The 25,748-nt window shown below is 69.8% G+C and carries 23 protein-coding genes, 1 tRNA gene and 1 riboswitch; of the genes, 2 read left to right on the top strand and 22 right to left on the bottom strand.

Annotation, left to right across the window (positions count from 1 at the left end):
• Positions 1-138 precede the first annotated feature (138 nt).
• Positions 139-2,811 carry a DNA polymerase I gene (polA, locus tag DPQ65_RS05145; RefSeq protein ID WP_202863018.1) on the bottom strand — a complete coding sequence of 891 codons (2,673 nt, stop codon included), beginning with the start codon at positions 2,809-2,811 and terminating at the stop codon, positions 139-141.
• 19 nt (positions 2,812-2,830) lie between these two features.
• Between polA and DPQ65_RS05140 the strand changes: the two genes are divergently transcribed.
• Positions 2,831-3,238 carry a PaaI family thioesterase gene (locus DPQ65_RS05140; protein WP_114906314.1) on the top strand — a complete coding sequence of 136 codons (408 nt, stop codon included), beginning with the start codon at positions 2,831-2,833 and terminating at the stop codon, positions 3,236-3,238.
• 78 nt (positions 3,239-3,316) lie between these two features.
• Positions 3,317-4,120 carry a DUF554 domain-containing protein gene (locus DPQ65_RS05135; RefSeq protein WP_114906313.1) on the top strand — a complete coding sequence of 268 codons (804 nt, stop codon included), beginning with the start codon at positions 3,317-3,319 and terminating at the stop codon, positions 4,118-4,120.
• 120 nt (positions 4,121-4,240) lie between these two features.
• Here DPQ65_RS05135 and DPQ65_RS05130 read toward each other — a convergent pair whose 3' ends face one another.
• The 21 genes from DPQ65_RS05130 to DPQ65_RS05030 all read right to left on the bottom strand — a co-directional run.
• The gene (locus DPQ65_RS05130) at positions 4,241-4,918 is read right to left on the bottom strand and encodes an ANTAR domain-containing response regulator (RefSeq protein ID WP_114906312.1); all 678 of its coding nucleotides are present in this window, start codon (positions 4,916-4,918) and stop codon (positions 4,241-4,243) included.
• Positions 4,919-5,019: 101 nt separating this feature from the next.
• A tRNA-Leu gene (locus DPQ65_RS05125) sits at positions 5,020-5,105 on the bottom strand.
• A gap of 75 nt (positions 5,106-5,180) precedes the next feature.
• The gene (pyk, locus tag DPQ65_RS05120) at positions 5,181-6,635 is read right to left on the bottom strand and encodes a pyruvate kinase (protein ID WP_114906311.1); all 1,455 of its coding nucleotides are present in this window, start codon (positions 6,633-6,635) and stop codon (positions 5,181-5,183) included.
• An 86-nt stretch (positions 6,636-6,721) separates the two neighbouring features.
• The gene (locus tag DPQ65_RS05115; protein ID WP_114906310.1) at positions 6,722-7,474 is read right to left on the bottom strand and encodes a DsbA family protein; all 753 of its coding nucleotides are present in this window, start codon (positions 7,472-7,474) and stop codon (positions 6,722-6,724) included.
• A complete protein-coding gene (locus DPQ65_RS05110) occupies positions 7,474-7,977 on the bottom strand; it encodes a MauE/DoxX family redox-associated membrane protein (RefSeq protein ID WP_114906309.1) in 504 nt (167 codons plus the stop codon). The genes DPQ65_RS05115 and DPQ65_RS05110 overlap by 1 nt, the downstream gene beginning before the upstream one ends.
• 22 nt (positions 7,978-7,999) lie before the next feature.
• A complete protein-coding gene (trpA, locus tag DPQ65_RS05105) occupies positions 8,000-8,797 on the bottom strand; it encodes a tryptophan synthase subunit alpha (RefSeq protein ID WP_114906308.1) in 798 nt (265 codons plus the stop codon).
• Positions 8,794-10,083, bottom strand: a complete 1,290-nt coding sequence (gene trpB, locus DPQ65_RS05100) for a tryptophan synthase subunit beta (protein ID WP_114906307.1) — start codon at positions 10,081-10,083, stop codon at positions 8,794-8,796. The genes trpA and trpB overlap by 4 nt, the downstream gene beginning before the upstream one ends.
• Positions 10,080-10,895 (bottom strand): indole-3-glycerol phosphate synthase TrpC, encoded by an 816-nt coding sequence (trpC, locus tag DPQ65_RS05095; protein ID WP_114906306.1) that lies wholly within the window; start codon positions 10,893-10,895, stop codon positions 10,080-10,082. Before trpC ends, trpB begins: the two co-directional genes overlap by 4 nt.
• 75 nt (positions 10,896-10,970) lie before the next feature.
• Positions 10,971-11,180, bottom strand: a complete 210-nt coding sequence (locus DPQ65_RS05090; RefSeq protein WP_114906305.1) for a DUF6704 family protein — start codon at positions 11,178-11,180, stop codon at positions 10,971-10,973.
• A 99-nt stretch (positions 11,181-11,279) separates the two neighbouring features.
• Positions 11,280-11,891, bottom strand: a complete 612-nt coding sequence (locus DPQ65_RS05085) for a Trp biosynthesis-associated membrane protein (protein WP_114906304.1) — start codon at positions 11,889-11,891, stop codon at positions 11,280-11,282.
• Positions 11,892-11,938: 47 nt separating this feature from the next.
• A complete protein-coding gene (locus tag DPQ65_RS05080; RefSeq protein WP_114906303.1) occupies positions 11,939-13,765 on the bottom strand; it encodes an ABC transporter ATP-binding protein in 1,827 nt (608 codons plus the stop codon).
• Positions 13,762-15,663 carry an ABC transporter ATP-binding protein gene (locus tag DPQ65_RS05075; RefSeq protein WP_238146693.1) on the bottom strand — a complete coding sequence of 634 codons (1,902 nt, stop codon included), beginning with the start codon at positions 15,661-15,663 and terminating at the stop codon, positions 13,762-13,764. Before DPQ65_RS05075 ends, DPQ65_RS05080 begins: the two co-directional genes overlap by 4 nt.
• Before the next feature lie 136 nt (positions 15,664-15,799).
• Positions 15,800-16,231: a PH domain-containing protein gene (locus DPQ65_RS05070; protein ID WP_114906302.1), complete on the bottom strand. Its 432-nt coding sequence runs from the start codon at positions 16,229-16,231 to the stop codon at positions 15,800-15,802.
• A gap of 45 nt (positions 16,232-16,276) precedes the next feature.
• Complete coding sequence (pnuC, locus tag DPQ65_RS05065) at positions 16,277-16,984, bottom strand: nicotinamide riboside transporter PnuC (RefSeq protein WP_114906301.1); 708 nt, start codon at positions 16,982-16,984, stop codon at positions 16,277-16,279.
• Between the two features lie 165 nt (positions 16,985-17,149).
• Positions 17,150-17,280: riboswitch (FMN riboswitch) on the bottom strand.
• Between the two features lie 92 nt (positions 17,281-17,372).
• Positions 17,373-18,035, bottom strand: a complete 663-nt coding sequence (gene rpe, locus DPQ65_RS05060) for a ribulose-phosphate 3-epimerase (protein WP_114906300.1) — start codon at positions 18,033-18,035, stop codon at positions 17,373-17,375.
• Between the two features lie 9 nt (positions 18,036-18,044).
• Positions 18,045-19,565: an RsmB/NOP family class I SAM-dependent RNA methyltransferase gene (locus tag DPQ65_RS05055; RefSeq protein ID WP_238146692.1), complete on the bottom strand. Its 1,521-nt coding sequence runs from the start codon at positions 19,563-19,565 to the stop codon at positions 18,045-18,047.
• Entirely contained in the window at positions 19,558-20,523 is a 966-nt protein-coding gene (gene fmt, locus DPQ65_RS05050) for a methionyl-tRNA formyltransferase (RefSeq protein ID WP_114906298.1), read from the bottom strand. Before fmt ends, DPQ65_RS05055 begins: the two co-directional genes overlap by 8 nt.
• Before the next feature lie 19 nt (positions 20,524-20,542).
• Positions 20,543-22,291: an ABC transporter ATP-binding protein gene (locus tag DPQ65_RS05045; protein WP_114906297.1), complete on the bottom strand. Its 1,749-nt coding sequence runs from the start codon at positions 22,289-22,291 to the stop codon at positions 20,543-20,545.
• The gene (locus DPQ65_RS05040; protein WP_114906296.1) at positions 22,291-23,337 is read right to left on the bottom strand and encodes an ABC transporter permease; all 1,047 of its coding nucleotides are present in this window, start codon (positions 23,335-23,337) and stop codon (positions 22,291-22,293) included. The genes DPQ65_RS05045 and DPQ65_RS05040 overlap by 1 nt, the downstream gene beginning before the upstream one ends.
• Before the next feature lie 54 nt (positions 23,338-23,391).
• On the bottom strand, positions 23,392-24,909 hold the full coding sequence (locus DPQ65_RS05035) for an ABC transporter permease (protein WP_114906295.1): 1,518 nt from the start codon (positions 24,907-24,909) through the stop codon (positions 23,392-23,394).
• A gap of 205 nt (positions 24,910-25,114) precedes the next feature.
• Positions 25,115-25,748 (bottom strand): periplasmic substrate-binding domain-containing protein (locus DPQ65_RS05030; protein ID WP_475120342.1); only part of this gene is annotated, 634 nt, incomplete at its 5' end.

Raw genomic sequence — 25,748 nt, 5'->3', positions numbered from 1 at the left:
ATCGCTGGTCGGGAGTTAATCACATGTCTGCCCTCCCGCGAATCACATCGGGCCAGACGTGTCCGAAGTGTGACCTGGCAGTGGTGGATTCGCGGCGCCTCCGCGGAGTCAGTGGGCCGCGTCGTGCCAGGTGCGGAGTCAGTGGGCCGCGTCGTGCCAGGTGCGGCCCCAGCCGAGGCTCACATCCAACGGGACGTCCAGCTCGACCGCGGCGCCCATCTCACGCCGGACGAGGTCCTCGACCACGGTCTTCTCGGCCGTCGGGACCTCCAGGACCAGCTCATCGTGGACCTGGAGGAGCATCCGCGAGGCCAGGCCCTCCCGCGAGAGCGCCTCCTCGACCCGGAGCATGGCGACCTTGATGATGTCGGCCGCCGACCCCTGGATGGGGGCGTTGAGCGCCATCCGCTCGGCCATCTCCCGTCGCTGACGGTTGTCGGAGGTGAGGTCGGGCAGATAGCGGCGCCGCCCCAGCATGGTCTCGGTGAAGCCCGTCCCCCGCGCCTCTGCCACCACGTCCTGCAGGTAGTCCCGCACCCCACCGAAGCGCGCGAAGTACTCCTCCATCAGGCCGCTCGCCTCCTCGCGCGAGATGCCCAGCTGCTTGGACAGGCCGAAGGCGGACAACCCGTAGGCCAGGCCGTAGCTCATGGCCTTGACCTTGGCCCTCATCTCGAGGGTCACGTCGGCAGGCTCGACGTCGAAGACCCGGGACCCGACGAACCGGTGCAGGTCCTCCCCCGTCCGGAAGGCCTCGATCAGGCCCTCGTCGCGGGAGAGGTGCGCCATGATGCGCATCTCGATCTGGCTGTAGTCCGCGGACAGCAACTCGTCGTAGCCGGATCCGACGACGAAGGCCTCGCGGATGCGCCGCCCCTCTTCGGTGCGGATCGGGATGTTTTGCAGGTTGGGGTCGGTGGAGCTGAGCCGTCCGGTCGCGGCGATGGTCTGTTGGTAGGTGGTGTGGATGCGGCCGTCGTCGGCCACGGACCTGAGCAGACCCTCGGCGGTGACCCGGAGCCGGGTCTTGTCGCGGTGCCGCAGCAGGGCCTCCAGGAACGGGTGCTCGGTCTGGGCGTAGAGCCCGGCCAGCGCGTCGGCATCGGTGGTGTAGCCGGTCTTGGTGCGCCGGGTCTTGGGCAGTGCGAGCTTGTCGAACAGCACCGTCTGCAGCTGCTTGGGTGAACCCAGGTTGACCGAGTCGTCGCCGATCGCGTCCCAGGCGTCCTGCTGGGCCTGCATCATGGCGTCGCCAAACTCACCCTCGAGCCGTTCCAGGGCCTCCAGGTCCACGGCGATGCCGACCTGCTCCATCCGGCCCAGGACCCCGACGAGGGGCAGCTCGATGTCCCGCAGCAACGCCGCGCCCTGGACCTCGGAGATCTCGCCGTCCAGGACCTCCGCCAGGTCCAGGACCGCCCGGGCGTGCACGAGGGCGGACTGCACGGAGGCATCGTCCTCGCCCAGATCCAGCTCCAGCAGGCCCTGGTCCGGTGCGCTCGCCTCGGCCCGCAGTTCCCGCTTCAGATAACGCAGCACCAGGTCAGCCAGGTCGTAGGTGCGCTGGTCCGGGCGCACCAGGTAGGCGGCCAGGGCTGTGTCACTGACCAGTCCGGCCAGGGGCAGCCCGCGAGATTGTAGGGCGTGGAGCGGGCCCTTGGCGTCGTGCAGCACCTTGGGCACGGTGGAGTCGGCCAGCCAGGTGGCCAGCGCGCTCTCTGCGGTCTCGTCCAGGTCACTCAGGGTGAGGTGTCCGGCCGCACCAGGCGTTGCCAGGGTCAGGCTCGTCGCGTCGCCCAGGCCCCGGGCCCACGTGCCGGTGACATGCACTCCGGTGCGGGTGCCGGCCGGGGCGTGCTCGGCCAGCCACGCAGGCAGCGCCGCGGGCTCGATGCGGCCACCCTCCACCTCGATGCCCTCGTCGGCCTCGTCCTCCACCGGGTCGAGATACTCAAAGAGCCGGTCCCGCAGGACCCGGAACTCCAGCCGGTCGAAGACGGTGTGGATCTCCTCGCGGTCCCACACCCGCCGCTCCAGGTCCTCCAGCCCCAGCGGGAGTTCGAGATCACCCACGAGCTGGTTGAGCCGCCGGTTGCGCAGGACACCGTCCAGGTGCTCTCGCAGTGCCTCCCCCGCCTTGCCCTTGATCAGGTCGGCGTTGGTCACGACCCCGGTGAGGTCGCCGTAGAGGTTGATCCACTTGGCTGCGGTCTTGGGACCCACGCCCGGGATCCCGGGGAGGTTGTCCGAGGACTCCCCCACCAGGGCGGCCAGGTCGGAGTAGCGGTCCGGTCCGACGCCGTACTTCTCCTCGACGGCGACCGGAGTCATCCGCACCAGGTCCGAGACACCCTTGCGTGGGTAGAGCACGGTCACCCGGTCCCCCACCAGCTGGTAGGTGTCCCGGTCACCGGAGCAGATGAGGACCTCCATCCCCTGCTCCCGTGCCCGCGTCGTCAGGGTGGCGAGGATGTCGTCTGCCTCGAATCCGTCGAGCTCCAGGTGCGGGATCCGCAGCGCGTCCAGCACCTCGCGGATGATCGGGATCTGTCCCTTGAACTCCGAAGGGGTCACCGACCTGCCGGCCTTGTAGTCGGCATACTCCTCACTGCGGAAGGTCTGCCGCGAGACGTCGAAGGCGACGGCGACGTGCGTCGGCGCCTCGTCGCGCATCACGTTGATCAGCATCGAGGTGAACCCGAAGACCCCGTTGGTGCTCTGCCCGGTGCTGGTGGAGAAGTTCTCCACCGGGAGCGCGAAGAAGGCACGGTAGGCCAGCGAATGTCCATCAAGCAGCAGCAGTCGACTCACGCATGACACTCTAGGTGCCATGACCGACACCACTCGCCCCGACGTGGGGGCCGCCACGCTGCTGGACCGGATGGAGATCGAGATCACCGAGGCCGGTGCCGAGCGCACCGTCGGCCGGATGCCGGTTGCTGGCAACACCCAGCCCTACGGTCTGCTGCATGGCGGGGCCTCAGCGGTGCTCGCCGAGACCCTGGGCTCGGTCGGCGCGGCCCATCACGCCGGAGCGGGCCGCATCGCCGTCGGCGTCGACCTCAACATCACCCACCACCGCGCCGTGCGCGGCGGCTTCGTCACCGGGGTCGCCACTCCCCTGAGCCGCGGACGCTCGGTCGCCGCCTACGAGATCGTGATCACCGACGACTCGGGACAACGGTGTGCCTCTGCCCGTCTGACCTGCCAGTTGCGCGACCGGCCGCCGGGCGGCTGAGCCGCCCCGAAGCACACCCAACCATCCGGTGAGCCCCCGACTCCCCGGGTCGGTTCGCCTCGGCATACGCTCCCCCTCGTGGACCTCTTCCCCGGCGCCGGCACGGCCCTCAACGTCCTGACCATCCTGGTCGGGTCGGTGCTCGGTATGGTGTTCGGTCACCGGCTCTCCGAGCACACCCGCTCGGTGGTCACCGACTGTCTGGGTCTGGTCGTCGTGCTGATGGCCGTGGTGTCGCTGCTGGAGATCTCATCGCCCGCACTCGTGGAGCATGTGGGCGCGGGCGCCCCCGTGATGATCGTCCTGGGAGCAATGCTGATCGGTGGCATCCTCGGGTCGCTGCTGCGCATCGAGGCACGCGTGGAGGCCCTGGCCGGCACCATCCAGGCGTTCGTCGCCCGACGCAGCCCGTCCGTGGCGGCCCTGGACTCGACCGAGGAGGCCGGTGACGTCCCCGGGCACGCCTCGGCGCGCGAGCGGTTCATCGAGGGCTGGTTGACCGCCTCACTGCTGTTCTGCGTGGGTCCGTTGACGATCCTGGGCTCCCTCAACGACGGGCTCGGACGCGGCATCGAGGAGCTGGCCCTGAAGTCCGTGCTGGACGGTTTCGCCGCGCTGGCGTTCGCCTCATCCTTCGGCCTGGGGGTCGCCTTCTCCGCGGTCTCGGTGCTCGTGGTGCAGGGCGCGCTGACCATTGTCGGGGTGCTGCTGGGCTCCCTCGTGCCAGATGCGCACATCGCGGCCCTCACCGTGGTCGGTGGGCTGCTGCTGATCGGCATCGCGCTGCGACTGCTGCGGATCCGGGACATCCCGGTGGGCGACCTGCTGCCGGCCCTGGCGGTGGCGCCCGTCCTGACCTACCTGGTCGGCGCCCTCACCTAGACCGACCGAGCGCATGGGCGCCCGGCCCACAGACCGACCGAGCGCGCGGGCGCCCGGTCCACGAACCGACCGAGCGCATGGGCGCCCGGCCCACAGAGCGACCGAGCGAATGGGGTCCTGCTACTTGGCCGGCATCCCGGAGATCACCGCATCGGCGACCTCGCGCATCGACAGGCGGCGGTCCATGGCAGCCTTCTGGATCCAGCGGAAGGACTCGGCCTCGGACAACTTGAGCTGCTGCTGCAGCAGGCCCTTGGCCCGGTCCAGCCGCTTGCGGGTCTCGAACCGCTCGGCCAGGTCGGCCACCTCGGCCTCTAGGGCCTGCCGCTCCTGCCAGCGGGAGCGGGCGATGTCGATCGCCGGGAGCACGTCGTTGGCCGTGAACGGCTTGACAACATAGGCCATCACACCAGCATCGCGAGCCCGCTCGACGAGAGCACGGTCGCTGAAGGCCGTCAGCATGACGACGGGGGCGATGCCCTCCTTGCCCAGGATCTCGGCCGCGCTGATGCCATCCATCCGAGGCATCTTGACGTCCATCACCACGAGATCCGGGCGGAGCTCGCGTGCCTGCTCGAGCGCCTGCTCGCCGTCGGCGGCCTGTCCCACGACGTCGTAGCCAGCCTCCTCGAGCATCTCGGCCAGATCGAGGCGGATCAGCGCCTCGTCCTCAGCCACCAGGATGCGGACGGCGCTCGCCTCGGCCGGCTCGGTGGTCTCAGCCTGCTCGGCAGGTGAGGTCGAGTCCGGATCCGACTGCTTCGGCGGGCGCGGGACGGGGCGCTCTGAGGTGGTCACCCTTGCAGAATAACCTGTGGTCCTTGAGAGTTTGCTGAGACCGGACCGAGTGCAGCACACCGGGGACCGAGAGTTATCTCACGATGGGTGGGCCGCCGTGCTGGTGCCGGGAGCGGGACTCGAACCCGCACGCCCTTTCGAGCAGAGCATTTTGAGTGCTCCGTGTCTGCCATTCCACCACCCCGGCAAGGTGACCGGGACAGCATACCGGTCCTGCGGCCCAGGGTGAGCAGGCACAGGCGTCCCGCTCAAGGGCTCACCGTTAGCGGTTGAGCAACCGTTCGTAGGCCGGTGCCCGACCGTGGACAGCGTCCCCGACCCGGTGCAGACGCAGGGCGTTGGTGGAGCCGGGGGTGCCGGGTGGCGAGCCGGCGACGATGACGATCATCTCGCCCTCGGAGCAGCGGTTCTGCTCCAGGAGCAGCTCATCGACCTGCATCACCATCTCGTCGGTGTGCTCGACCGTCTCGCTGAGGAAGGTCTCCACGCCCCAGGTCAGGGCGAGCTGGGAGCGGGTGGCCGGCACCGGCGTGAAGGCCAGGACGGGGGTGGCGTTGCGCAGTCGGGCCATCCTCCGGGCAGAGTCACCGGTCTGGGTGAAGGTGACCATGAATCGGATGTCGAGCAGCTCGGCGATCTCCGCCGCAGCCTTGGTCACGGCACCACCGGTGGTCCGGGGCTTCGTGCCGAGCGGACGGATCCGCTCCATGCCGTGCTCCTCGGTGTTCTCGATGATCGTGGCCATCGTCTCCACCGCCTTGATCGGCCACGCCCCCACGCTGGTCTCACCGGACAGCATGATGGCGTCGGCCCCGTCCAGCACCGCGTTGGCACAGTCGCTGGCCTCGGCGCGCGTCGGTCGGGGGTTGGTGATCATCGACTCCAGCACCTGGGTGGCCACGATCACCGGCTTGGCGTTGCGGCGGGCCACCTCGATGGCACGCTTCTGGACCAGCGGGACCTCCTCCAGCGGCAGCTCGACGCCCAGGTCACCCCGGGCCACCATGATGCCGTCGAACGCCGCGATGATGTCGCTGAGGTTCTCGACCGCCTGCGGCTTCTCGATCTTGGCGATGACGGGCAGCCGCACGCCCTCCTCGTCCATGATCCGGTGGACATCCTCGATGTCCTTCCCGCTGCGGACGAAGGACAGTGCGATGACATCGACCCGGGTGCGCAGGGCCCACCGCAGATCCTCGACGTCCTTCTCGCTCATGGCCGGGACCGAGACCGCCGTTCCCGGCAGGTTGATGCCCTTGTTGTCGGAGACCTGCCCCCCGATCACCACGGTGGTCACCACGTCGGTGTCGGTGACCTCGGTGACCTTGAGCTGGATCTTGCCGTCGTCGATGAGCAGGTCGTCACCGACCTGCACGTCGCCGGCCAGCCCCTCATAGGTGGTGCCGACGACGTGCTGGTCACCCGGGACGTCCCGCACCGTGATGGTGAAGGTCTCCCCCGGCGCCAGCTCGACCGGGCCACCGGCGAAGGTGCCGGTGCGGATCTTGGGCCCCTGCAGGTCGGCCAGCACCGCGACGGCGTGCTTCATCTCGTCACCGGCCTGGCGCACCAGGTGGTAGCGGCGGTCGTGGTCCTCGTGGTTGCCGTGGGACATATTCATCCGGGCCACGTCCATGCCGGCGCCGACGAGGGCCCGGATCTCCTCGTAGCTCTCGGTGGCGGGTCCCAGCGTGCAGACAATCTTGGCTCGGCGCATGGCCCCAGCCTATGTGTATGCCGAGGGGCCGGCTCTCGGACCCGGCGTCGGTCCGCGGTGGGCTGAATCGGTGGGCGGAACCGGGCTCAGCCCGCGACCTCCTCGAGGATCGCGGGGAAGGAGTTGGGGTCCTCCAGCAAGGTCGCCATCTGGTCGTTGTCCAGCTCGGTGCCGTCGATGAAGACGCGCGGGCTGCCGGAGACGCCGTCCTGGTTGGACCGGGTCTGCATGTCGCGGACGTAGTCGGTGTGGGTGCCCTCGGCGAGGCACGCGGTGAACGTCTCGAGGTCCTCCACGCCGGAGTCCTCGGCGAAGCCGACCAGCTGCTCGTCGGTCCAGCCCTGGCCCTCCTCGTCGGGCTGGCCGGCGAACACGGCCGCGTTGAACTCCACGAAGGCCCCCTGGTCGTCGGCGCACAGGGCGGCGTTGGCGGCGCGCACCGAGTGGTCTGTGTCCAGGTTGCCGTCCAGGAAGGTCATCAGGGTGTAGGTCAGCTGGATGTCACCGGAGAGGGCCGCCTCGGTGAACGCCGGCCCGGACACCTCCTCCAGCAGCCCACACCACGGGCACTGGTAGTCCTGGTAGATGTGCACCTGCGGCGCGTCGCCGGCGTCGCCCACTCGAATGCCCCCGGCGTTCGGCAGCGCGTTGGGTGAGCTGCCGACCCCCGTGATGGCCGCGCCGTCCTCGCCCGCCCCCGGGTCCACCGGGTCCGGTCGCATCACCAGATAGACCACGACCGCGGCGATCGCCACAGCGACGGCCAGCACGCCCGCGACCAGGGCGACGGGCGGGCCACTCTGCGGGGGTGGCGGGACGTGAGCGGGCGGACGGGGCATCAGGAGCCTTTCGTGACGGGGTGGATGGTATGCCGAGGGGCAGCGAAGATGATCGCGTCGAGGGCCAGCAGCGACCGGGGTCGCACGACGAGCCAGAGCCCGGCGACGGCCAGGCCGACGTCGCGCAGGATCTCCGTGAGGTAACTGGTATCCGAGGGTGCGACCGGCCCGCCGGCGCCAAAGCAGCCGCAGTCGATGCTCAGGCCGCGGGCCCATGCGGAGGCGATGCCGGCGATGAACACCAGCATCAGCAGCGTGCCGGCCACTGCGCTCCATCGGGTGAGCAGGCCCAGGACCAGCAGGATGCCCAGGGCGAGTTCCACGACCGGCAGCATCAGGCCGATCATCTCGGCCACCTGGTAGTCGAACAGCCGGTAGGCGACCACCGACTGGATGGCCCCGGTCGGATCATCGACCTTGAGCCCCCCGGCGGTCACCAGCACCCCGCCGAGGGCGAGGCGCGCGAGGAGCCCGACCAGGTCGGCCCACCTGGTCCTGGTCATGGACGGGCCCGGCGTGGGCCGATCATCGCTGGCGGACTCCCTCGGCCAGATCGGCGGTCAGGGTGCGCAACGGGTCGAGGCCCGCCCCGGAGGCGGTGCCTTCACCCAGTGCCCGGACCAGCGCGGACCCGACGATGACGCCGTCCGCGAACGAGGCGACCTCGGCGGCCTGCTCGCGGGTGGACACTCCCAGCCCGACGCTGATGGGCAGGTCGGTCACCGCCCGGGTGCGTGCCACGAGGTCGGCCGCACCACCGCCGACGCTGGCCCGGGTGCCCGTGACCCCCATCGTGGACGCGGCATAGACGAAGCCACGGCAGGCACTGGTGGTCATCGCGAGTCGGGCATCGGTCGAGCTCGGGGCGACCAGGAAGATCGGGGCCACCCCGTGGGCCTGCGCCGCTGCGCGCCAGTCGGCGGCCTCGTCTGGGATGAGGTCCGGGGTGATCAGCCCGGCTCCGCCGGCGGCGGCCAGGTCCCGGGCGAAGTCGTCGGGGCCATAGCGCAGGATCGGGTTCCAGTAGCTCATCACAACAGCCGAACCGCCGGCCGCGGCGACTGCCTCGACGTTGCCGAGCAGGTCACGCACCCGGAACCCCCCTGCGAGGGCCCGGTCGGCCGCGTCCTGGATCACCGGCCCGTCCATGAGCGGGTCGGTGTAGGGCACGCCGACCTCGACGATGTCGGCTCCTGCCTCGACCAGCGCGACCATCGCCTCGCGGGAGGATGCAGCGTCCGGGAAGCCGGCTGGCAGGTAGGCCACGAGAGCGGCCCGGCCCTGGTCGCGGCACGAGGCGAAGACAGCGTCCAGTGCGCTCACGACTCGATCCCCTCACTCGGCGCGTGCGGTGGGTCCGTCGGCGGGCCGTCGCTGGCGTCACCAGGCGCCTCGGCCCGGACAGCGTCCTCCCCGGTCAGTCCGAACCAGGTCGCAGCGGTCTCCACGTCCTTGTCACCCCGGCCGGAGAGGTTGACCAGGATGACGGTGCCGGGCTCGGCCTCCTTGCCCATCCTGAGGGCGCCCGCCAGCGCGTGGGCCGACTCGATCGCCGGGAGGATGCCCTCGGTCCGGCACAACAGCGCGAAGGCCTCCATCGCCTCGTCGTCGTTGACCGGCTGATACTCCGCCCGACCACTCGCGCGCAGATAGGCGTGCTCCGGGCCGACCGACGGATAGTCCAGCCCGGCCGAGACCGAGTGGGACTCCAGGGTCTGCCCGTCCTCGTCCTGCAGGACGTAGGTGGCGGCGCCGTGCAGCACGCCCGGCTCGCCGCTGCTGAAGCGGGCGGCGTGCCGCCCGGTGGCCACCCCTTCACCGCCGGCCTCGAAGCCGACCAGGCGCACGCCGGGTTCGTCCCGGAACCGCTGGAAGATGCCCATCGCGTTGGAGCCGCCGCCCACACAGGCACAGACGATGTCCGGCAGACCGCCGGTCAGTTCCCTGAGCTGGTCGTGCGCCTCGTCGCCGATGATGCGGTGGAAGTCGCGGACCATGGTGGGGAAGGGATGCGGCCCGGTGACGGTGCCCAGGAGGTAGTGGGTGTCCTCGACATTGGTCACCCAGTCGCGCAAGGCCTCGTTGATGGCGTCCTTGAGCGTGGAGCTGCCGTGGCTGACCGGCACGACCTCCGCGCCGAGCAGCCGCATGCGGGCCACATTGAGCGACTGTCGGCGGGTGTCCTTCTCCCCCATGTAGACCGTGCAGTCCAACCCCATCAGGGCGGCGGCGGTGGCGGTGGCGACCCCGTGCTGGCCGGCGCCGGTCTCGGCGATCACCCGCTTCTTGCCCATGCGCACGGTGAGCAGCGCCTGGCCGAGGACGTTGTTGATCTTGTGGGAGCCGGTGTGCGTCAGGTCCTCACGCTTGAGGAAGACCCGGGCACCCCCTGCGTGCTCGGCGAAGCGGGGCACCTCGGTCAGCGGTGTCGGGCGGCCGGTGTAGTCCCGGTGCAGCCGGGCGAGCTCCCGGGAGAACTCGGGGTCCGCCGTGGCCGCCGTGCGGGCCGCGTCCAGCTCGTCCAGGGCAGCGATCAGCGCCTCCGGGACGAACCGCCCGCCGAAGTCACCGAAGCGACCGAGCTGCACGCCCGGTTCGGTCTGCGTCATGACCCCTCCTCCACATCCACTCGACGTCCACCCGCGGCCAGGAGTTCCCGGACCGCGGACCGGGGATCGGACCCGATGACCAGGGCCTCACCGACCAGGACCGCCCTGGCTCCGGCGGCAACATACGTGCGGACGCTGTCCGGCCCGGTGACCCCCGACTCCGCAACACCCACCACCGACTGCGGCAGACCCGGGAGCAGCCGGGTCACGGTGAGCGGGTCGACCTCCAAGGTCTTCAGGTTGCGGGCGTTGACCCCCACGATGCGGCCACCCGCCTGCAGGCAGCGATCGAGCTCGTCCTCGTCGTGGGCCTCGAGCAGGGCGTGCATGCCGAGCTCCTCCACCAGCCCGAGGAGGTCGATGAGCTGTTCCTGCTCCAGGGCCGAGGCCATGAGGAGGACCAGGCTGGCGCCGTGGGCCCGGGACTCCCAGACCTGGTAGGGGTCGACGATGAAGTCCTTGCGGAGCACCGGGACCGGCACGGCGGCGCGGACGGCGTCCAGGTCGGCGATGCTGCCCCCGAAACGGCGCTGCTCGGTCAGGACGCTGACCACGCTCGCCCCGCCCTCGGCATACTCCGCTGCCAGGACTGCCGGGTCCGGGATGTCGGCCAGGGCCCCCTTGGACGGGCTGGCCCGCTTCACCTCGGCGATCAGGTGCACGCCGCCCGGCGTGCTCAGCGCCGCCAGGGCATCGGGGGCCGTGGGCTGCGTGGCCACCCGGTCGCGGAGCTGCTCGAGCGGGGTGACGGCACGTCGGGCGGTCAGGTCCTCACGGACACCGCTGATGATCTGATCGAGGACGGTGGGCACCCTGTCAGCGTAGTCCTGCTGACCAGCGGACCTGTCCCCCGGGCAGGGTGGCGTCGGTCACCTCGTGGACCGCGCTCAGCGGTTCTCCCAGTGCTCCTCGTTGTAACCGGCGGCGTTGAGCCCCCACCAGGCGCCGATCCCGATCACGGCCACGGCCACGCCGCTCCAGTTGGCCCATCCCCAGCCGAAGAATACGCCGAGGGAGAGCAGCAGGCTGGCGAGCAGGAGGAGCAGCACACCGGTCCAGGCCGCCACGCTGTTTCCGTGTCCGGGCTCATCTTGCATCGTCAAACTCCTGTGTCGGGTGTGCTGTCGGGGGCCTGCTCGGAGGCCCATTGTGCCAGGTCGGACTCTATCGTCAGCCAGGGCCACGCCAGTGCGCGCTCAGTCCTCGACGGTCGGGTCGTGGCCCTGGGTCAGGTCGTCCCACGGATCGCGCGGACGGCTCCGCCGGCGCGCCGTGGACGCCCCCTGCGAGGTCTCGTCGGCCCCTTCCGGACCCACCCCTGAGCTCGCCCCGGGCACACCGGCGCTCCGCGGGCCGGTCGGGTGGAGCCAGTGGAGCAGGCACAGCAGGGCGCTGGTGAGGACCAGGGCCGCTGCCACCAGGCCCACCCACGGCCACAGCGAGGTCGTGGCGGCCTCGATCTGCACGCTCACGGTCGTGGCGCCAGGGCGCTGGCGGGCGACCTCCTCGACCGCGCTCCCGGGGCCCAGCAGGGTCAGCACCGTCGGAATCCCGGCCAGGACTGCCCCTGCGGCGAGACAGACAGCCGCCGCCAGACGCACCGGTCGCGAGCCCACCAGCCCTGCCAGCAGGGCCGCCCCGGCCAGGAGCGCACCGGCGGTGAGCGTGCCGGCGACCTGGGTGCCGCTCGCCTCGACCCGCGTCGAGCCGAGGACCGGGTCCTGCCACGACCCGCAGGCCCAGGTCTGTTGGGAGGCCACCAGCAACAGGGCGGTGCCGAGCGCCGCCCAGAGCCACCAGCGCCTCACGTGCCCATCGCGATCTGCCTCATGTGCCCATCATCGCCCCTGGTGGCTCAGCCCTGCTGCTGGGCGGCCCAGGAGGCGTGCATCCTGGTGTAGACGCCACCGGCGTCGACCAGCTCCTCGTGCGGTCCGACCGCGACGATGTGGCCCCGGTCGACCACGACGACCACGTCGGCGGCCTCGGCGGTGGACAGCCGGTGCGCGATCGCCACCGACGTGCGTCCACGGGTCAGCCCCTCCAGGGCGCGCTGGATGCGCACCTCCGTGGCCGGGTCGACGGCGCTGGTGGCCTCGTCGAGCACGAGCAGGTCCGGGTCGGCCAGGTAGGCCCGGGCGATCGCAACGAGCTGACGCTCACCCGCCGACAGCGACTCCCCACGCTGCCCGACCTGGGTGGCCAGGCCCAACGGCAGACCGGAGAGCCAGGGGTCGAGGCCCAGCTCGGTCATCGCCAGCTCGATGTCCTCATCGGCCGCCTCCGGGCGTCCGAACCGGATGTTCTCCATCAGGGACTCATCGAACAGGAAGCCTTCCTGGGGCACCATGACGATGCGGCGGCGCAGGCTGTCGAAGGCAATGTCGCGCAGGTCCACGCCATCGATCAGCACCCGGCCCTCGCTGGGGTCCATCAGTCGGGTGAGCAGTTTGGCCAGCGTGGTCTTGCCCGAGCCCGTCTCGCCGACCACCGCGATCCGCGTCCTCGGCTCGAAGGTCAGGTTGACGTCCTGCAGCACCCGGTCACCCCCGGGGTAGGAGAAGGCGATGTCCTCGAACTCGACCGTGATCGGCCCACGGGGCAGGCGGACGCCGTCCGTGCCCGGGTCCGAGACGTCCGCGGGCGTGTCGATCACGCCGATCACCCGACGCCAGCCGGCGACGGCGTTCTGCAGCTCGTTGAAGATCTCCGTGGCCTGTTGCACCGGTTGGGTGAACAGGTTGACCAGGAACAGGAAGGCCAGCAGCTGACCAAGGGTCATCTGGTCGTTCGCGGCCAGCACGGTGCCGACCACCAGCACGATGGCGGTCGTGATGCCGCCGAAGGCCTGGCCCGAGGTGAACGCGATGACCGAGCGGATCTGGGCCTTGATGGCCGCCGCGCGGTGGCGCTCGATGGCCCCGTCGATGCGGGCCTCGGTGCGTTCCTCGACCCCGTAGGCCCGGATGGTCACCGCCCCGACGATCGACTCCGAGACCGCCCCCAGCAGATCACCGACCCGCAACCGCACGGCGCCGTAGGCCCGCCCGAGCATCGGCTGGAACTTGGTGACCAGGACCACCAGCGGGATCACACACAGGTACACGACGCCAGCCAGGATCGGGCTGTAGATCACCATCAGCACCGTGGCGACCAGCATCTGCGCGGTCGAGACCAGCAGCATGATGCCGCCGAACTGGACGAACATCGAGATGGTGTCCACGTCGTTGGTGACGCGGGCGACCAGTCCGCCCCGGCGCTCGGTGCTCTGGGTCAGCACCGACAGGTCGTGGATGTGCCGGAACGCCCTGATCCGCAGGGTCGCCAGACCGGACTCGGCGGCCTTGAACAACCGGACGTTCACGACATACTGCGCGAATCCGGTGAAGATGATCGCCCCCGCCGCGAGCAGGACCGCCCGCAGCACGAAGTCGACGTCGGGGCCGCCGTCGGCGAGGATGCCGTTGTCCGTCGCCTGCTGCACGACGAAGGGGATCAGGACCTTGCCCAGAGTGGCGAAGAGCGCCAGGAGCACGGTGACCCACAGGCCGCGGACCAGCTCCGGCGAGAGCTCCAGGCCCCGCTTCAGCGTGGCCCAGGTGCTGAGCTCGTGGGAGCCGCCGATCTCGCTGTTGATTGCCTCGTGCTCATCGTCGTGGGCAGTGGGTGTCGTGGTCGTCACACCGTCTCCTCGTCCGCCGCCACCGCGGCTCGTTCTGCGGCCTCTCGCGCATAGGCGTTGACCAGGTCGCCGTAGCCCTCACAGCTCACGAGGAGCTCGGCGTGGGTGCCCTGGTCCACCACCTGGCCCTGCTCCAGATAGACGATGTGGTCGGCGAGCTGGATGGTGGCCATCCGGTAAGCGACCACGAGCACGGTCATGCCGTCGCCGGTCTCTCGGAGCCCGCCCAGGATCGCCTGCTCGATCGAGGGGTCCACGGCGCTGGTGGCGTCGTCGAGGACGAGCAGCCGGGGCCTGCGCACGATCGCCCGGGCCAGCGCGATCCGCTGGCGCTGCCCCCCGGAGAGGTTGCCACCGCGCTCACCGATCACCGCGTCCAGGGCTCCCGGCATGCCGCTGACGAACCCGTCGGCCCGCGCCGTGCGCAGGGCCTCCCAGACCACGTCGTCGGGCAGCTCCGCACCGAGCGTGACGTTGTCGCGCACCGGGTCATCGAACATGAAGGTCTGCTGCGCGACCAGGGTCCCGACCTCTGGCACCTCGCCCTTGCGCACACTGCGCAGGTCGATGCCATCCAGCGTCACCGTGCCGCTGTCCGGGTCGATCAGTCGCAGGACCAGGCTGGTGAGCGTGGACTTCCCGGAGCCGGTCGGCCCCACCAGCGCGACGGTCCGGCCCGCGGGCACATCGAGGGTGACGTCCCGGATGGCCATCGCGCGCTGCGGGCCCACCGGCACGCTGGGCCCCGGGTCCTCCAGCGGATCCTCGGCGCCCAGGACGGCGCGCTCCGCGGGCTCGGCGAAGGCATAGGAGACGCCGACCGAGCGGGAGTGCGCTGCACCCTCACGCGGCAGGTCGCCCTCGCCGAACTCCATGGATCCCTTGGCCTGCAGCACCGAGTCGACCCGTCTGAAGCCGACCACCGAGCGCGGGATCTCGGCGAGCACCCAGCCCAGGGCGCGCACCGGGAAGGCCAGGATGGAGAACAGGTAGGCGATCTCCACGACGTCCGCGGCACTCAGGTCACCGGAGGCGACGCGCGCGGTGCCGACGGCCAGCACCGCCAGGGTGCCCAGCACGGGGATCGCCTCGATGACCGGCTCGAACATGCCGCGGGTGCGGCCGACATTGATCAGCGAGTTGCGCAGGTCGTTGGTGACACCACCGAACCGGGTGGTCTCCTCCTGCTCGCGGCCCATGGCCTTGACGAGCATGCCCGCCTCGAAGGACTCGTGGGCCACCTCGGCCACCTCGGCCCGCAACTGCTGGGCCCGGGTGATCCGCGGCGACATGACCCTCTGGAAGACCAGGTTGGCGGCGAACAGGCCGGGGAAGACCAGGAAACCGATGAGGGCCAGGAAGGGATCCACCACCACCATCTGGGTGCCCGCGATGACCAGCATCACCAGCACACCGATGGCCATGGGCAGCGGGTTGAAGATCTGCCAGGCGGCCTCGATGTCGGCGTGCGCGTTGGACAGCAGCTGACCGGAGGGGTGGGAGTGGTGCCAGCTCAGCGGGAGCCGCAGGTACTGCCGCGTCACGCGCCGGCGGTACAGCGCCTGCAGGTTGAACCCGGCGATGGAGGCCGCGACCCGCCGCAGCACCACGCCCGCCATGTTGAACAGCAACACCCCGAAGAGCACCAGGAAGATCATCCACAGCCCGCCGCTGGTGACCTCGCCCGACTCCACGGCAGGCGTCACCGCGTGCTCGGTGACGTAGCCGATCGCCCAGGCGGTCGCGACGGTCGCCAGGGCCCAGAGCGCGGCCCCGCCGACCGCGACGGAGAAGACCTTCTTCTGCTGTCGGATGCCCGTCCACAGGACGCGCAGCCCCTGGCGCAGGATGGCGGGCGAGGGGCGGGGGCGGTCGACCGGTCTGGTCGCAGAGGTCACGTCGGACGGCTCCTTCAGCACGAGGGGTGGGCGCGGACCGGACCCACCCGGTTGGCGCACCCGCCATCTTCGCACGAGTGGTTGGTGTTTCCGAACCGGATAACTCGACAGCGGCCGAACTGCCGAGTTCGGTCACCTACCTGCTGTGGTGCTCCACCAGCGCGGCCAGCCGTGCCGCCTCGCCGCGGGCAAACTCACCGTCCGCCCGCTGGATCCCCATCACCGACAGCTCCTCGGTGTCCGAGAGCTCGAGGACCAGCCAGGGACTGCCAGCGGCAAAGGTCCCCACTCGCACGATCTGGGCCCACTCCACCTCTCGGCGGTGCACCAGGTTGATCACCGTGAGGCCCTCCGGGCTGGGCACGGCCCGCACCAGCCCGAACCGGAGCAGCCCGGCCGCCACGACCACGGCGAAGAACCCGAGCAGGAGCCGGTCCGGAAGCGTCCACCCGCCCGGGGCGAGGGCTGCCAGCCCGCCGAACACCACCAGGACCGCGAGAGCACAACCCCACGCCACGAGAGATCCGCGCCGGGGCCGGAACACGGCATACGGGTCCTTGCTACTCACCCGCTCAGCCTAGTTCACCGGACCAGCCGGGTGACCCGCCAGCGGTCAGCCGACAGGGGCCTCGGCCTGCGCCCGGCTCGGCTGCGGGTTCTCGTCCCGAGCGGCGCGACGCCACACGAAGAAGCCCCACAGGACGAAGGCGCCGTACACGGCATACATGATGGCTGAGGGGTAGTAGCCCGAGTGCCACAGCAGAGGCACTCCGATCAGGTCCACCGCGATCCAGACGAGCCAGAAGTCGACCCACCCGCGCGCCATGGCGTAGGTGGCCAGGATGGAGCCGACGAAGATCCAGGCGTCGGTCCAGTAGTACCAGCCCGGCGCCGGCCAGCCGACGCCCACCACCTGGAAGAGCCACTGGCAGAGCACGACGAGCCCGGCGGCGGCGAGCAGGTAGGCCACCCGCTCGCGTGCCGTGGCCCACCGCGGCGTGATCGCCGGCTCTCCCTTGCCGCGGGTCCGGCGGGACTCGTTCCAGGCCCACCAGCCGTAGACGCTGGTGATGATGAAGAAGACCTGGCGGGCGGCCTGCCCGAACAGGCTGTGCTCCTGGGGTGTGGCGAACCACACCCCCATGAACACGGTGAAGAGGAAGACATTGCCGATGATCCCCACCGGCCAGGCCCAGACGAAGCGGCGCATGCCGAGGATCGCCGAGCCGATGCCGAACAGGTTGCCAATGACCTCTCGCCAGAGGATGGCGTGCTGGCCGAGTTGGAGCTCGGCGGTGAACAGGTCGTTCCAGACGTCCACGACATGCGTCCTTTGCGGATCGGGTGGCCGGGAACGAGATCACCCCCGGCCACGAACGGTGTGGGCGCCGGGGGTGTGCATGAAAGCGTTGCGTGTCGTGCGGCTGAGCCTGTCCGGTATGCCGTTGCCGGCACCTTCTCCGTGCAGTCCCGTCACTGCGGCGACGTGCGTGCTGCCTCCCATCCGGACTTTCACCGTCGGTCCCGGAGTTTCACCAGGTCAGCCGGCCGCTGGCTGCGGCCGGGTCGCGGACTCTCACCGCCGGCTCGGAATTTCACCGACCCCGGAGCACGTGTTGCCCGCCTATCGTAACGTCTTGACGGCGCGATCCGCTCAGACTCCCGCCGGGGCCCTCACGGGCGAACTCCTCGCGGCCGGTCGGCCCGGGTCAGTGCGGGGCGTGCTCGGCTGCCAGGGCGCGTAGGTCGCTGACGCGCGCGGGGACGTCGTCGGCGCCGTAGACCGCGGACCCCGCCACGAAGACGTCCGCACCGGCCTCGACACACTGCCCGATGGTGTCCTGGGAGACGCCGCCGTCGACCTGCACCCAGATCTCCCCTCCGTGTCTGCGCACCGCCTCACGGACCTCGGCGACCTTGGCCATCTGGTCGGCCATGAAGGACTGGCCACCGAACCCCGGCTCGACGGTCATGACCAGCACCATGTCGACCTCGGCCAACAGGTCGGCGTAGGGAGTGAACGGCGTGCCGGGTTTGACGGCGAAGGCGGCCCGGGCACCCGCACTCCGAATGGCACGCGCCGTCGCGACCGGGTCGTTCGCTGCCTCGATGTGGAAGGTCACCGAGGCACCTCCGGCCTCGGCATACTGCGGTGCCCACCGGTCGGGGTCCTCGATCATCAGGTGGCAGTCCAGCGGGACGGGGCTGACTCGCTTCAGCGCCTCGATGACCGGCAGCCCGAGCGTCAGGTTCGGCACGAAGTGACCGTCCATCACGTCGACGTGGGCCCAGTCGGCCGTGGAGATCCTCGCCAGCTCGGACTCAAGGTTGGCGAAGTCGGCAGACAGGATGCTGGGGCTGATCTGGAGCACGCGGCCAGCCTACTGGGCTGCGGTGGGGGCAGGATGCTGTGGCCGGTCGGGCGCCACCTGCAGCAGCGCCACGAACATGCCGTCCGTGCCGTGGCGGTGCGGCCACAGCTGGGCGAAGGGGCCTGGTCCGGTGTCCGGCAGCACCTGCCCCGCGCGATCGACCAGCAACGGCCGCACGTCCTGCGCGGTCACCGACGGGAACGCCTTGAGCACGTCCTTGAGCACGAACTCGGTCTCGGCGAGGTGCGGGGAGCAGGTGGAGTAGAGCACGACTCCCCCGGGCCGCGTGGCCTCGATGGCCGAGGCCAACAGCTCACGCTGCAGCGGCCCCAGCTCGGCCAGGTCCTTGGGCGTGCGGCGCCACCGTGCTTCCGGACGACGGCGCAGTGCCCCGAGGCCGGTGCAGGGAGCATCGACGAGCACCCGGTCGTAGCGCCCGGGGTCGGACTCACCGATCTCGCGACCGTCGTCAACGGTCACGTGGACGCTCTCGGGGTGGATGTGCCGGATGGCGCGCAAGGTGTTGCGCACCAGGTCGGCCCGGTGCGGCTGCACCTCGTTGGCCCGCAGCCGGGCGCCGCGTTGCGCTGCCAGCGCGGCGAGCAGGCCGGCCTTGCCGCCCGGGCCGGCACAGACGTCCAGCCACTGTTCACTCGCACCGTTGGTCGGGTCACTCGTCCCACCACTGCCCTGGACGTCGGCGGCGGCCAGGGCCAGCGCCAGCAGCTGGGAGCCGGCGTCCTGGACAGCGGCCCGACCCTCGCGGACCGCTGCCAGCTCCCCCGGGTCCCCGCCCGGCATGGTCCAGGCGGTCGGCGCCGTGTCGTTCGGCTCCCCTCCGGAGGCTGTCAGCTCATCCTCCGCCCCCAGACCGGGACGAGCGACCAGCGTGGGGAGCGCCGGGGTGTTGTGCGCCTCCAGCAGCGTCGCCAGATCGGCCTCGACGGTCGCACTGTCGCTGGCACCGTGACCGAGCAGCGCTGCTCGCAGTGCCCGCACGACCCACGCCGGGTGCGAGTGCTCCACGGCGAGTCGCTCCACCGGATCGGCGATGCTGCCGGCCACCTGCTCCAGCCACTGCGGACGGGTGCGCTCGGAGACCCTGCGCAGCACGGCGTTGACGAAGCCTCCGGCCCCTTGTCCCACGTGCTGGCGGGCCAGTGCCACCGTGGCGCTGACGGCCGCATGGTCGGGGACGCGCATGGCCAGGAGCTGATGGGCACCGAGCCGCACGATGTCCCGCACCGCCGGGTCGATCGCCCGTCCCGGGCGGTCGAAGGAGGCGTCGATGATGGCGTCGTACAGTCCCTGCATCCGCAGGGTTCCGTAGGTGAGCTCGGTGGCGAACCCGGCGTCCCGTCCGTGCAGTCGGGCCGCCCGCAGAACCTTGGGAAGGACCAGGTTCGCATAGCCGCCGTCGGCCACTGCCCGCATCACCTCGTAGGCGGCATCGCGCGCCGGGTCACCCCGGCGAGCACGCTGGGCGGGCGTCTGGGCGCTCCGACGGCGCGGACCTCGTCGATCAGCCACCGAGCACCTCACCAGCGCTGATCCGCGCTCCCCGGGCCCAGTCGGTGGCGGGCATGGCCTTCTTGCCGTGGGGTTGCACCAGCCCCAGCACCACGGGCTGGTCCGCGGTCCCCACGAGGATCTGGCGCCGCGTCACGAGCAGCTCGCCGGGGACCACCTGGGCCTCGCGGACATCGTGCTCCTCGGTGCCGGACGGCACACCGGGGGCGGGGCGCTGCACGGGCTGCACCTTCAGACGCTCTCCCCGGAAGGTGGTCCAGGCACCGGGAGCCGGGGTGCAGCCGCGGACCTGCCGGTCCACGGCATACGCGGGTCGGCTCCAGTCGATCCGGGCGTCCTCCACGGTGAGCTTGGGGGCGTGCGAGATGCCGTCCTGCGGTTGTGGAAGCGGGGTCAGGCTGCCCTCCTCCAGGCCGTCGAGCGTGGCGACGAGCAGTTCTGCACCGGCCGAGGCGAGCCGTTCCAGCAGGTCACCCGAGGTGTCCGTGTCACGGATGCGTTCTGTCAGCGTCCCCAGCACCGGGCCGGTGTCCAGCCCCTCCTCCAGCAGGAACGTCGAAGCACCCGTGATCTGGTCGCCGGCCATGAGCGCATGCTGCACCGGCGCCGCACCCCTCCAGGCCGGCAGCAGCGAGAAGTGCAGGTTGACCCACCCGTGCCGCGGGACCGTCAGGAGCGTGGCCGGGATCAGCCCGCCGTAGGCCACGACCGGGCACGCGTCCGGAGCCAGGTCAGCGAGACGGGAGGCGAACTCCGGGTCCCGGGCAGAGGTCGGAGTCAGCACCTCGACCCCGGCCTCCTGTGCGACACGACGAACCGGCGACTGCACCAGCGTGCGGCCCCGGCCTGAGCGAGCATCCGGACGGGTCACCACAGCGCTGACATCGTGCTGCGAGACGAGCAGCGCGTGCAACGAGGGCACCGCCGCCTCAGGCGTGCCGGCAAAGACAATTCTCACGGGCGCGGGTGCCTCTGCCTCAGACTCCCCCGGCCTTGTCGTGGAACTCCTGACCGCCGCCCTTGATCTCCGCGATCTCGTCCCCGAGCTGTCGCAGAAGTGCGTGCCGCTCCTCGCGGCGCGTCCGCTGCTCCCCCGGGTGCGGGACGGGCGCGGCAGCAAGCAGCCGCTGGGTGTACTCCTCCTGGGGGTCCATCAGCACCTGCTCACGCGGTCCGGCCTCCACGACCTTCCCGCTCTGCAGCACGACGACCTGGTGGGCCAGCAGGTCGATGACCGCCAGATCGTGGCTGATGAACAGGCAGGCGAACTTGTAGCGGGCCTGCAGGTCGCTGAAGATGTTGAGCACCTTCGCCTGCACCGACACATCCAGGGCGGACGTCGGCTCGTCCGCCACGAGCAGCTCAGGGTCCAGGGTCAGCGCGCGCGCGATGGAGATGCGCTGGCGCTGCCCGCCGGACACCTCGTGCGGATAGCGGTTGAAGACCTCCCGCGGCAGCTCGACCGCATCCAGGAGCTCATAGACCTTCTGCTCCTGGCTCTTGCGGTTGCCGACCTTGTGCACGACCAGCGGCTCGCTGATGCACTCGCCGATCGGCAGTCGCGGGTTGAGCGAGGCCGCCGGGTCCTGGAAGATCACGCCGATCCGCCGCCGGATCGACTTGAGCTGCTTGCGGTTCATGCCGGTGATGTCCTCACCGAGCAGACGGAACGATCCGCCGGCGGCGGGGATCAGGCCGAGGGCGCACCGACCGATCGTCGACTTGCCCGAGCCCGACTCACCGACCAGGCCGACGATCTCACCCTGTCGCACCTGGAAGCTGACGTCGTCGACCGCCCGGAACGGCGCCTTGCCCAGCCGCTGGTACTCGATCACCAGGTTCTCCAGGTCGATCGCCAGGTCGGCGGACTCATCGACCGAGTCCTCGCTGATATTGATGCCCATCTGCGCGCGGCCGGCTCCCAACCTGGGCACCGCCGACAGGAGCATCTTGGTGTAGTCGTGCTGCGGGTTGAGCAGCACCTCATCAGCGGTCCCGGTCTCGACCAGGTCACCCTTGAACATCACCGCGACGCGGTCGGCCATGTCGGCGACCACGCCCATGTTGTGCGTGATCAGGAGGATGCCGGTGTTGAGCTTGTCCTTCAGTGACCGCAGCAGGTCCAGGATGTCGGCCTGCACCGTGACGTCCAGGGCCGTCGTGGGCTCGTCGGCAATGATGACCTTGGGGTCACAGCTGATCGCGATGGCGATCACCACGCGTTGCCGCTGGCCGCCGGAGAGCTCGTGGGGATACTGCTTGACCCGACGCTCCGGGTCCGGGATCCCCACCATGTCCAACAGCTCGATGGCGCGCTGGACCGCGGCCTTGCCAGAGGCGATGCCGTGCAGCTCGAGGGCCTCGGTCATCTGGGTGCCGATCGTCAGCACGGGGTTCAGAGCCGTCATCGGCTCCTGGAAGACCATCGCGATGTCGTTGCCGCGCAGGCGCCGCATGGCGCCTTCGGACAACGTGCGGATGCCCTGGCCGTTGACGGTGATCTCGCCACCGATCCGGGCATTGCCGGGCAGCAGCCGCATGGCGGTCATCGAGGTGACCGACTTGCCGGAGCCGGACTCCCCGACCAGGGCGACGACCTCGCCGGGCTGCACGTGCAGCGACACGCCCTTGACCGCGTGGACCGAGCCGAACTCGGTGGAGAACCGGACGTCGACGTCGGTGAAGTCGAGGACGGCACCGGAGGTGTTGTCAGTGGTCGTCGTCATCAGTCGCTCCTGCTCTGGCGGGGGTCGAAGGCGTCACGGAGGCCGTCGCCGAGGAAGTTCACCGACAGCGCGATGCCGAGGATGATCATGCCCGGCCACCAGAAGAGCCACGGACGCACCGTGAAGCTGTTCTGGTAGATCGAGATCAGCTGGCCCAGGGAGGTGTCCGGTGCCTTGACACCGAAGCCCAGGAAGCTCAACGCGCTCTCCAGCAGGATCACCGCGGCGATGGACAGCGTCGCGCTGACGATGATCGTGCCGATCGTGTTGGGCAGGATGTGCTTGAAGATGATCCGCCTGGAGGAGGTGCCGACGGCCTCGGCTGCCATGACGAAGTCACGCTCCCGGAGGGAGAGGACCTCCCCTCGCACCAGCCGGGCCAGGCCGGTCCAGGTCACCAGGCTGAGCATGATCGCCAGCGGCCAGATGCCACCGCCACTGACCTGCCCCAGGACTGCGGCCATGACCAGCAGCGGGATGACGATGAACAGGTCGGTGATCCGCATGAGGATGGCCTCGATCCAGCCCCGGAAGTAGCCGGCGATGGCACCGATCAGCGTGCCGACGAGCGTGGACATGATGCCGACGGTGAAGGCGATGATCAGCGATCGTTGCGTCCCGCGCATGGTCAGTGCGAAGTAGTCCTTGCCGGCGTCCTCCTGGCCGAACGGGTACTCGCCCCAGACCGGGGGGAAGAGACTCAGCGTGGGGCGTCCACCATTCTCCACGAAGGCGGCGGAGTAGTAGTCCTTGTCCCACCAGCCGGGGATGATCCCGTAGCCGATGGAGCTGACGGCCATCAGGGTGATGAAGACCAGGAAGGCCAAGGAGGCCATCGCGCCCTTGTGGCGGAAGAACCGCCGGCGAATCAGCTCGCCCTGGGAGTAGGACTTCTGGGTCAGGTCGATCTGCTTCTCGACCGAGAGCTCGTCACTGACGACGATCTCCCGGTGCTGCAGTGAGCCGGGGTCCTTCTGTTCGGGGATCGGGGAGATGTGTTCCCGACCGCTGCCCGGGGCCTCGGGCTTGTCGTTGTCTTCACTCATGGCATCCTCCGGATGGAGTTGGGGCGGGCTGGTTGGTCACGGTGCTCCACCAGCTCACGTCCGGATCCGCGGGTCGAGGAAGGCGTACGAGATATCGGCGATCATGTTCATCAACACGGCCGCGGTGCCGGTGACCAGATAGAACGCCATCACCGGCCCAGGATCGACCCGGGTCAACCCCTCCTGGAACATCGCGCCCATGCCCTTCCAGCCGAAGACCGACTCGGTGACGACGGCACCGCCGATCAGGCCGGCGAAGTCGAAGGCCACGATGGTGGTGATCGGGATCAGCGCGTTGCGCAGTGCGTGCTTGGTGATGACCACCCGCTCCGAGAGTCCCTTGGACCGGGCGGTGCGGACATAGTCCTGGCGAATGGTCTCCAGCATCGAGGCCCTGGTGTAGCGGCTGTAGCTCGCCAGCGAGATGACGGTGAGCACGATGGTCGGCAGGATCAGCTGGACCCCCCAGTCCCAGACACCGGTCCAGAACGGCCCGTCGAAGTTCGGTGAGCCACTGCCGATGGTGGAGATGGGCCGAGGTTTGCGGTCCAGGAACGGACCCCAGTTGCGCAGCAACTGGTCCAGGGCGGTGGCGCCGGCGAAGGCCACGGCGGTGCCGACCGAGACCCAGATGGCGATCCGCTTGTCCCAACCACCCCAGAACCAGCCGATGACGATCGCGGCAACGACGCTGATGGCCAGCATCAGCAGCAGCAGCGGGTAGGTCGGCGACTCGATCCAGCCACCGAAGACGAAGGTTCCCACGACCCCCGCGGCGATCGTGGTCAGCCCGGCATAGAGGATCTTCAGGTTCGACCGTCCGACGGCCAGGTAGGTCAGCAACACAGCCGCACCGAGGGCGATGAGGATGATCAGACCCAGGCCCAGGGCGGGTTGCCTCCACCACTCGACCGAGTCGAAGTAGGTGACCGCACCGAAGGCGACCAGCGCCGACACGGCGAAGGTGATCAGTTTGCGACGCAGGTCACCGCCGAGCAGAGAGGCGATCACCAGACCGAACAGCACCCCGATCACGATGCCCGCTGTTAATGAGATCGATGGATCAGCCATCCAGTTGTTGAACCGGATCGCGCCGTACTCCTTCAGGAGCACCGCGACCCAGAAGACCGGGAGGGAGAAGAACAGGAAGGCGGCGAAGGTGACGATGTAGTCGAAGCCGGAGTACTGCCGGATCGCGGCGAGGATGCCCATCGTGATGCCGATGATGATGGCCAGGGCGGTGGCCAGGGTGACCAGCCGCAGCGTGCTGCCGGCCGCGTTCATCAGGGCCGTGCCGATGTCGGCCCCGCGGGAGTCAGTGCCCAGATCGCAGTTGAGGGTCACGCACTTGCCGACGCCCACCGCCCAGATCCAATAGCGGGCGTACCATGGCTCGTTGAGGTTCATGTTCCGCTCGCGGGCCGCGATCAGCTGCTCCCGGTTGCGGTCGCGGCTCTCGCGGAGGTCCTCCAAGGGATCACCGGAGAAGACGGTGATGAAGAACAGGAAGACTGATCCCAGCACGAGGATGAGCGCCGAGACGCCTAACCTGCGCAAGATAAATCGGAGCACGGGGTTTTCCCTTCAAGAACTGGAGTGTGCCGCGGCGGCCTCGGGTCGTGTGAGCGTAACGCTCCAACCACGGCCTGTCACGCCGTCCCCACCTGGGTCCGGACGGACCGGTGGGGCGGGACCTGGGTCCCGCCCCACCGGCGGTGCGCTACAGCGGTGTGTTAGCAGAGGTGACCGGCGCGTGCCGGTCGGGGGTCAGCCGCGATCACTCGCCGCGGACCCACTGCTCCGCGTTCCACGGCACACCGGTCTGGCTCGCGTTGTGGATGACATTGTCGATCGTCGCGTCGTGGGCGACGATGCCCGGGTGGGCGAAGACCGGGATGCTGTGCAGGTCGTTCCAGGCCTCGGTCTCGATGATGGCCAGCTGCTCAGCCTGCACGTCCTCGTCCAGGCTCGTGGAGATGGTCTGCCACGCCTGGTCCGCGGCCTCGTTGACCCACTGGCCGTAGTTGCCGGGGCCGTCGATCTCGTACCAGAACGCCGAGCCAGTCACCGTGCCGGAACCGGCCCAGGCGAACAGCGCGATCTCCCAGTCACCCGAGGACAGCACATCGCCCAGCCCCGGAGCCGAGGCATCCACGATGTTGAAGCCGACCTGGTCACAGGAGGCCTTGATCAGCGCGACCTCGTTGACCCGACGCTGGTTGCCCGCGCCGTAGCCGATGCGGATCTCGGTGCCCTCTTCCAGACCGGACTCCTCGAACTTCTGCTGCGCCAGCTCCAGGTCCACCGTGTCGTAACGACCGTCATAGATCGCGTCGACGTGCTCCTCATAGCCCTCCTGGAACGGGAAGACCTCACGGGAGTTCATGACCACCGCGTCATCACTGATCGGC

This window comes from Ornithinimicrobium murale (genome assembly GCF_003352835.1).
Classification (GTDB): Bacteria; Actinomycetota; Actinomycetes; order Actinomycetales; family Dermatophilaceae; genus Ornithinicoccus; species Ornithinicoccus muralis.
This window is presented reverse-complemented; position numbering and strand designations above follow the sequence as displayed.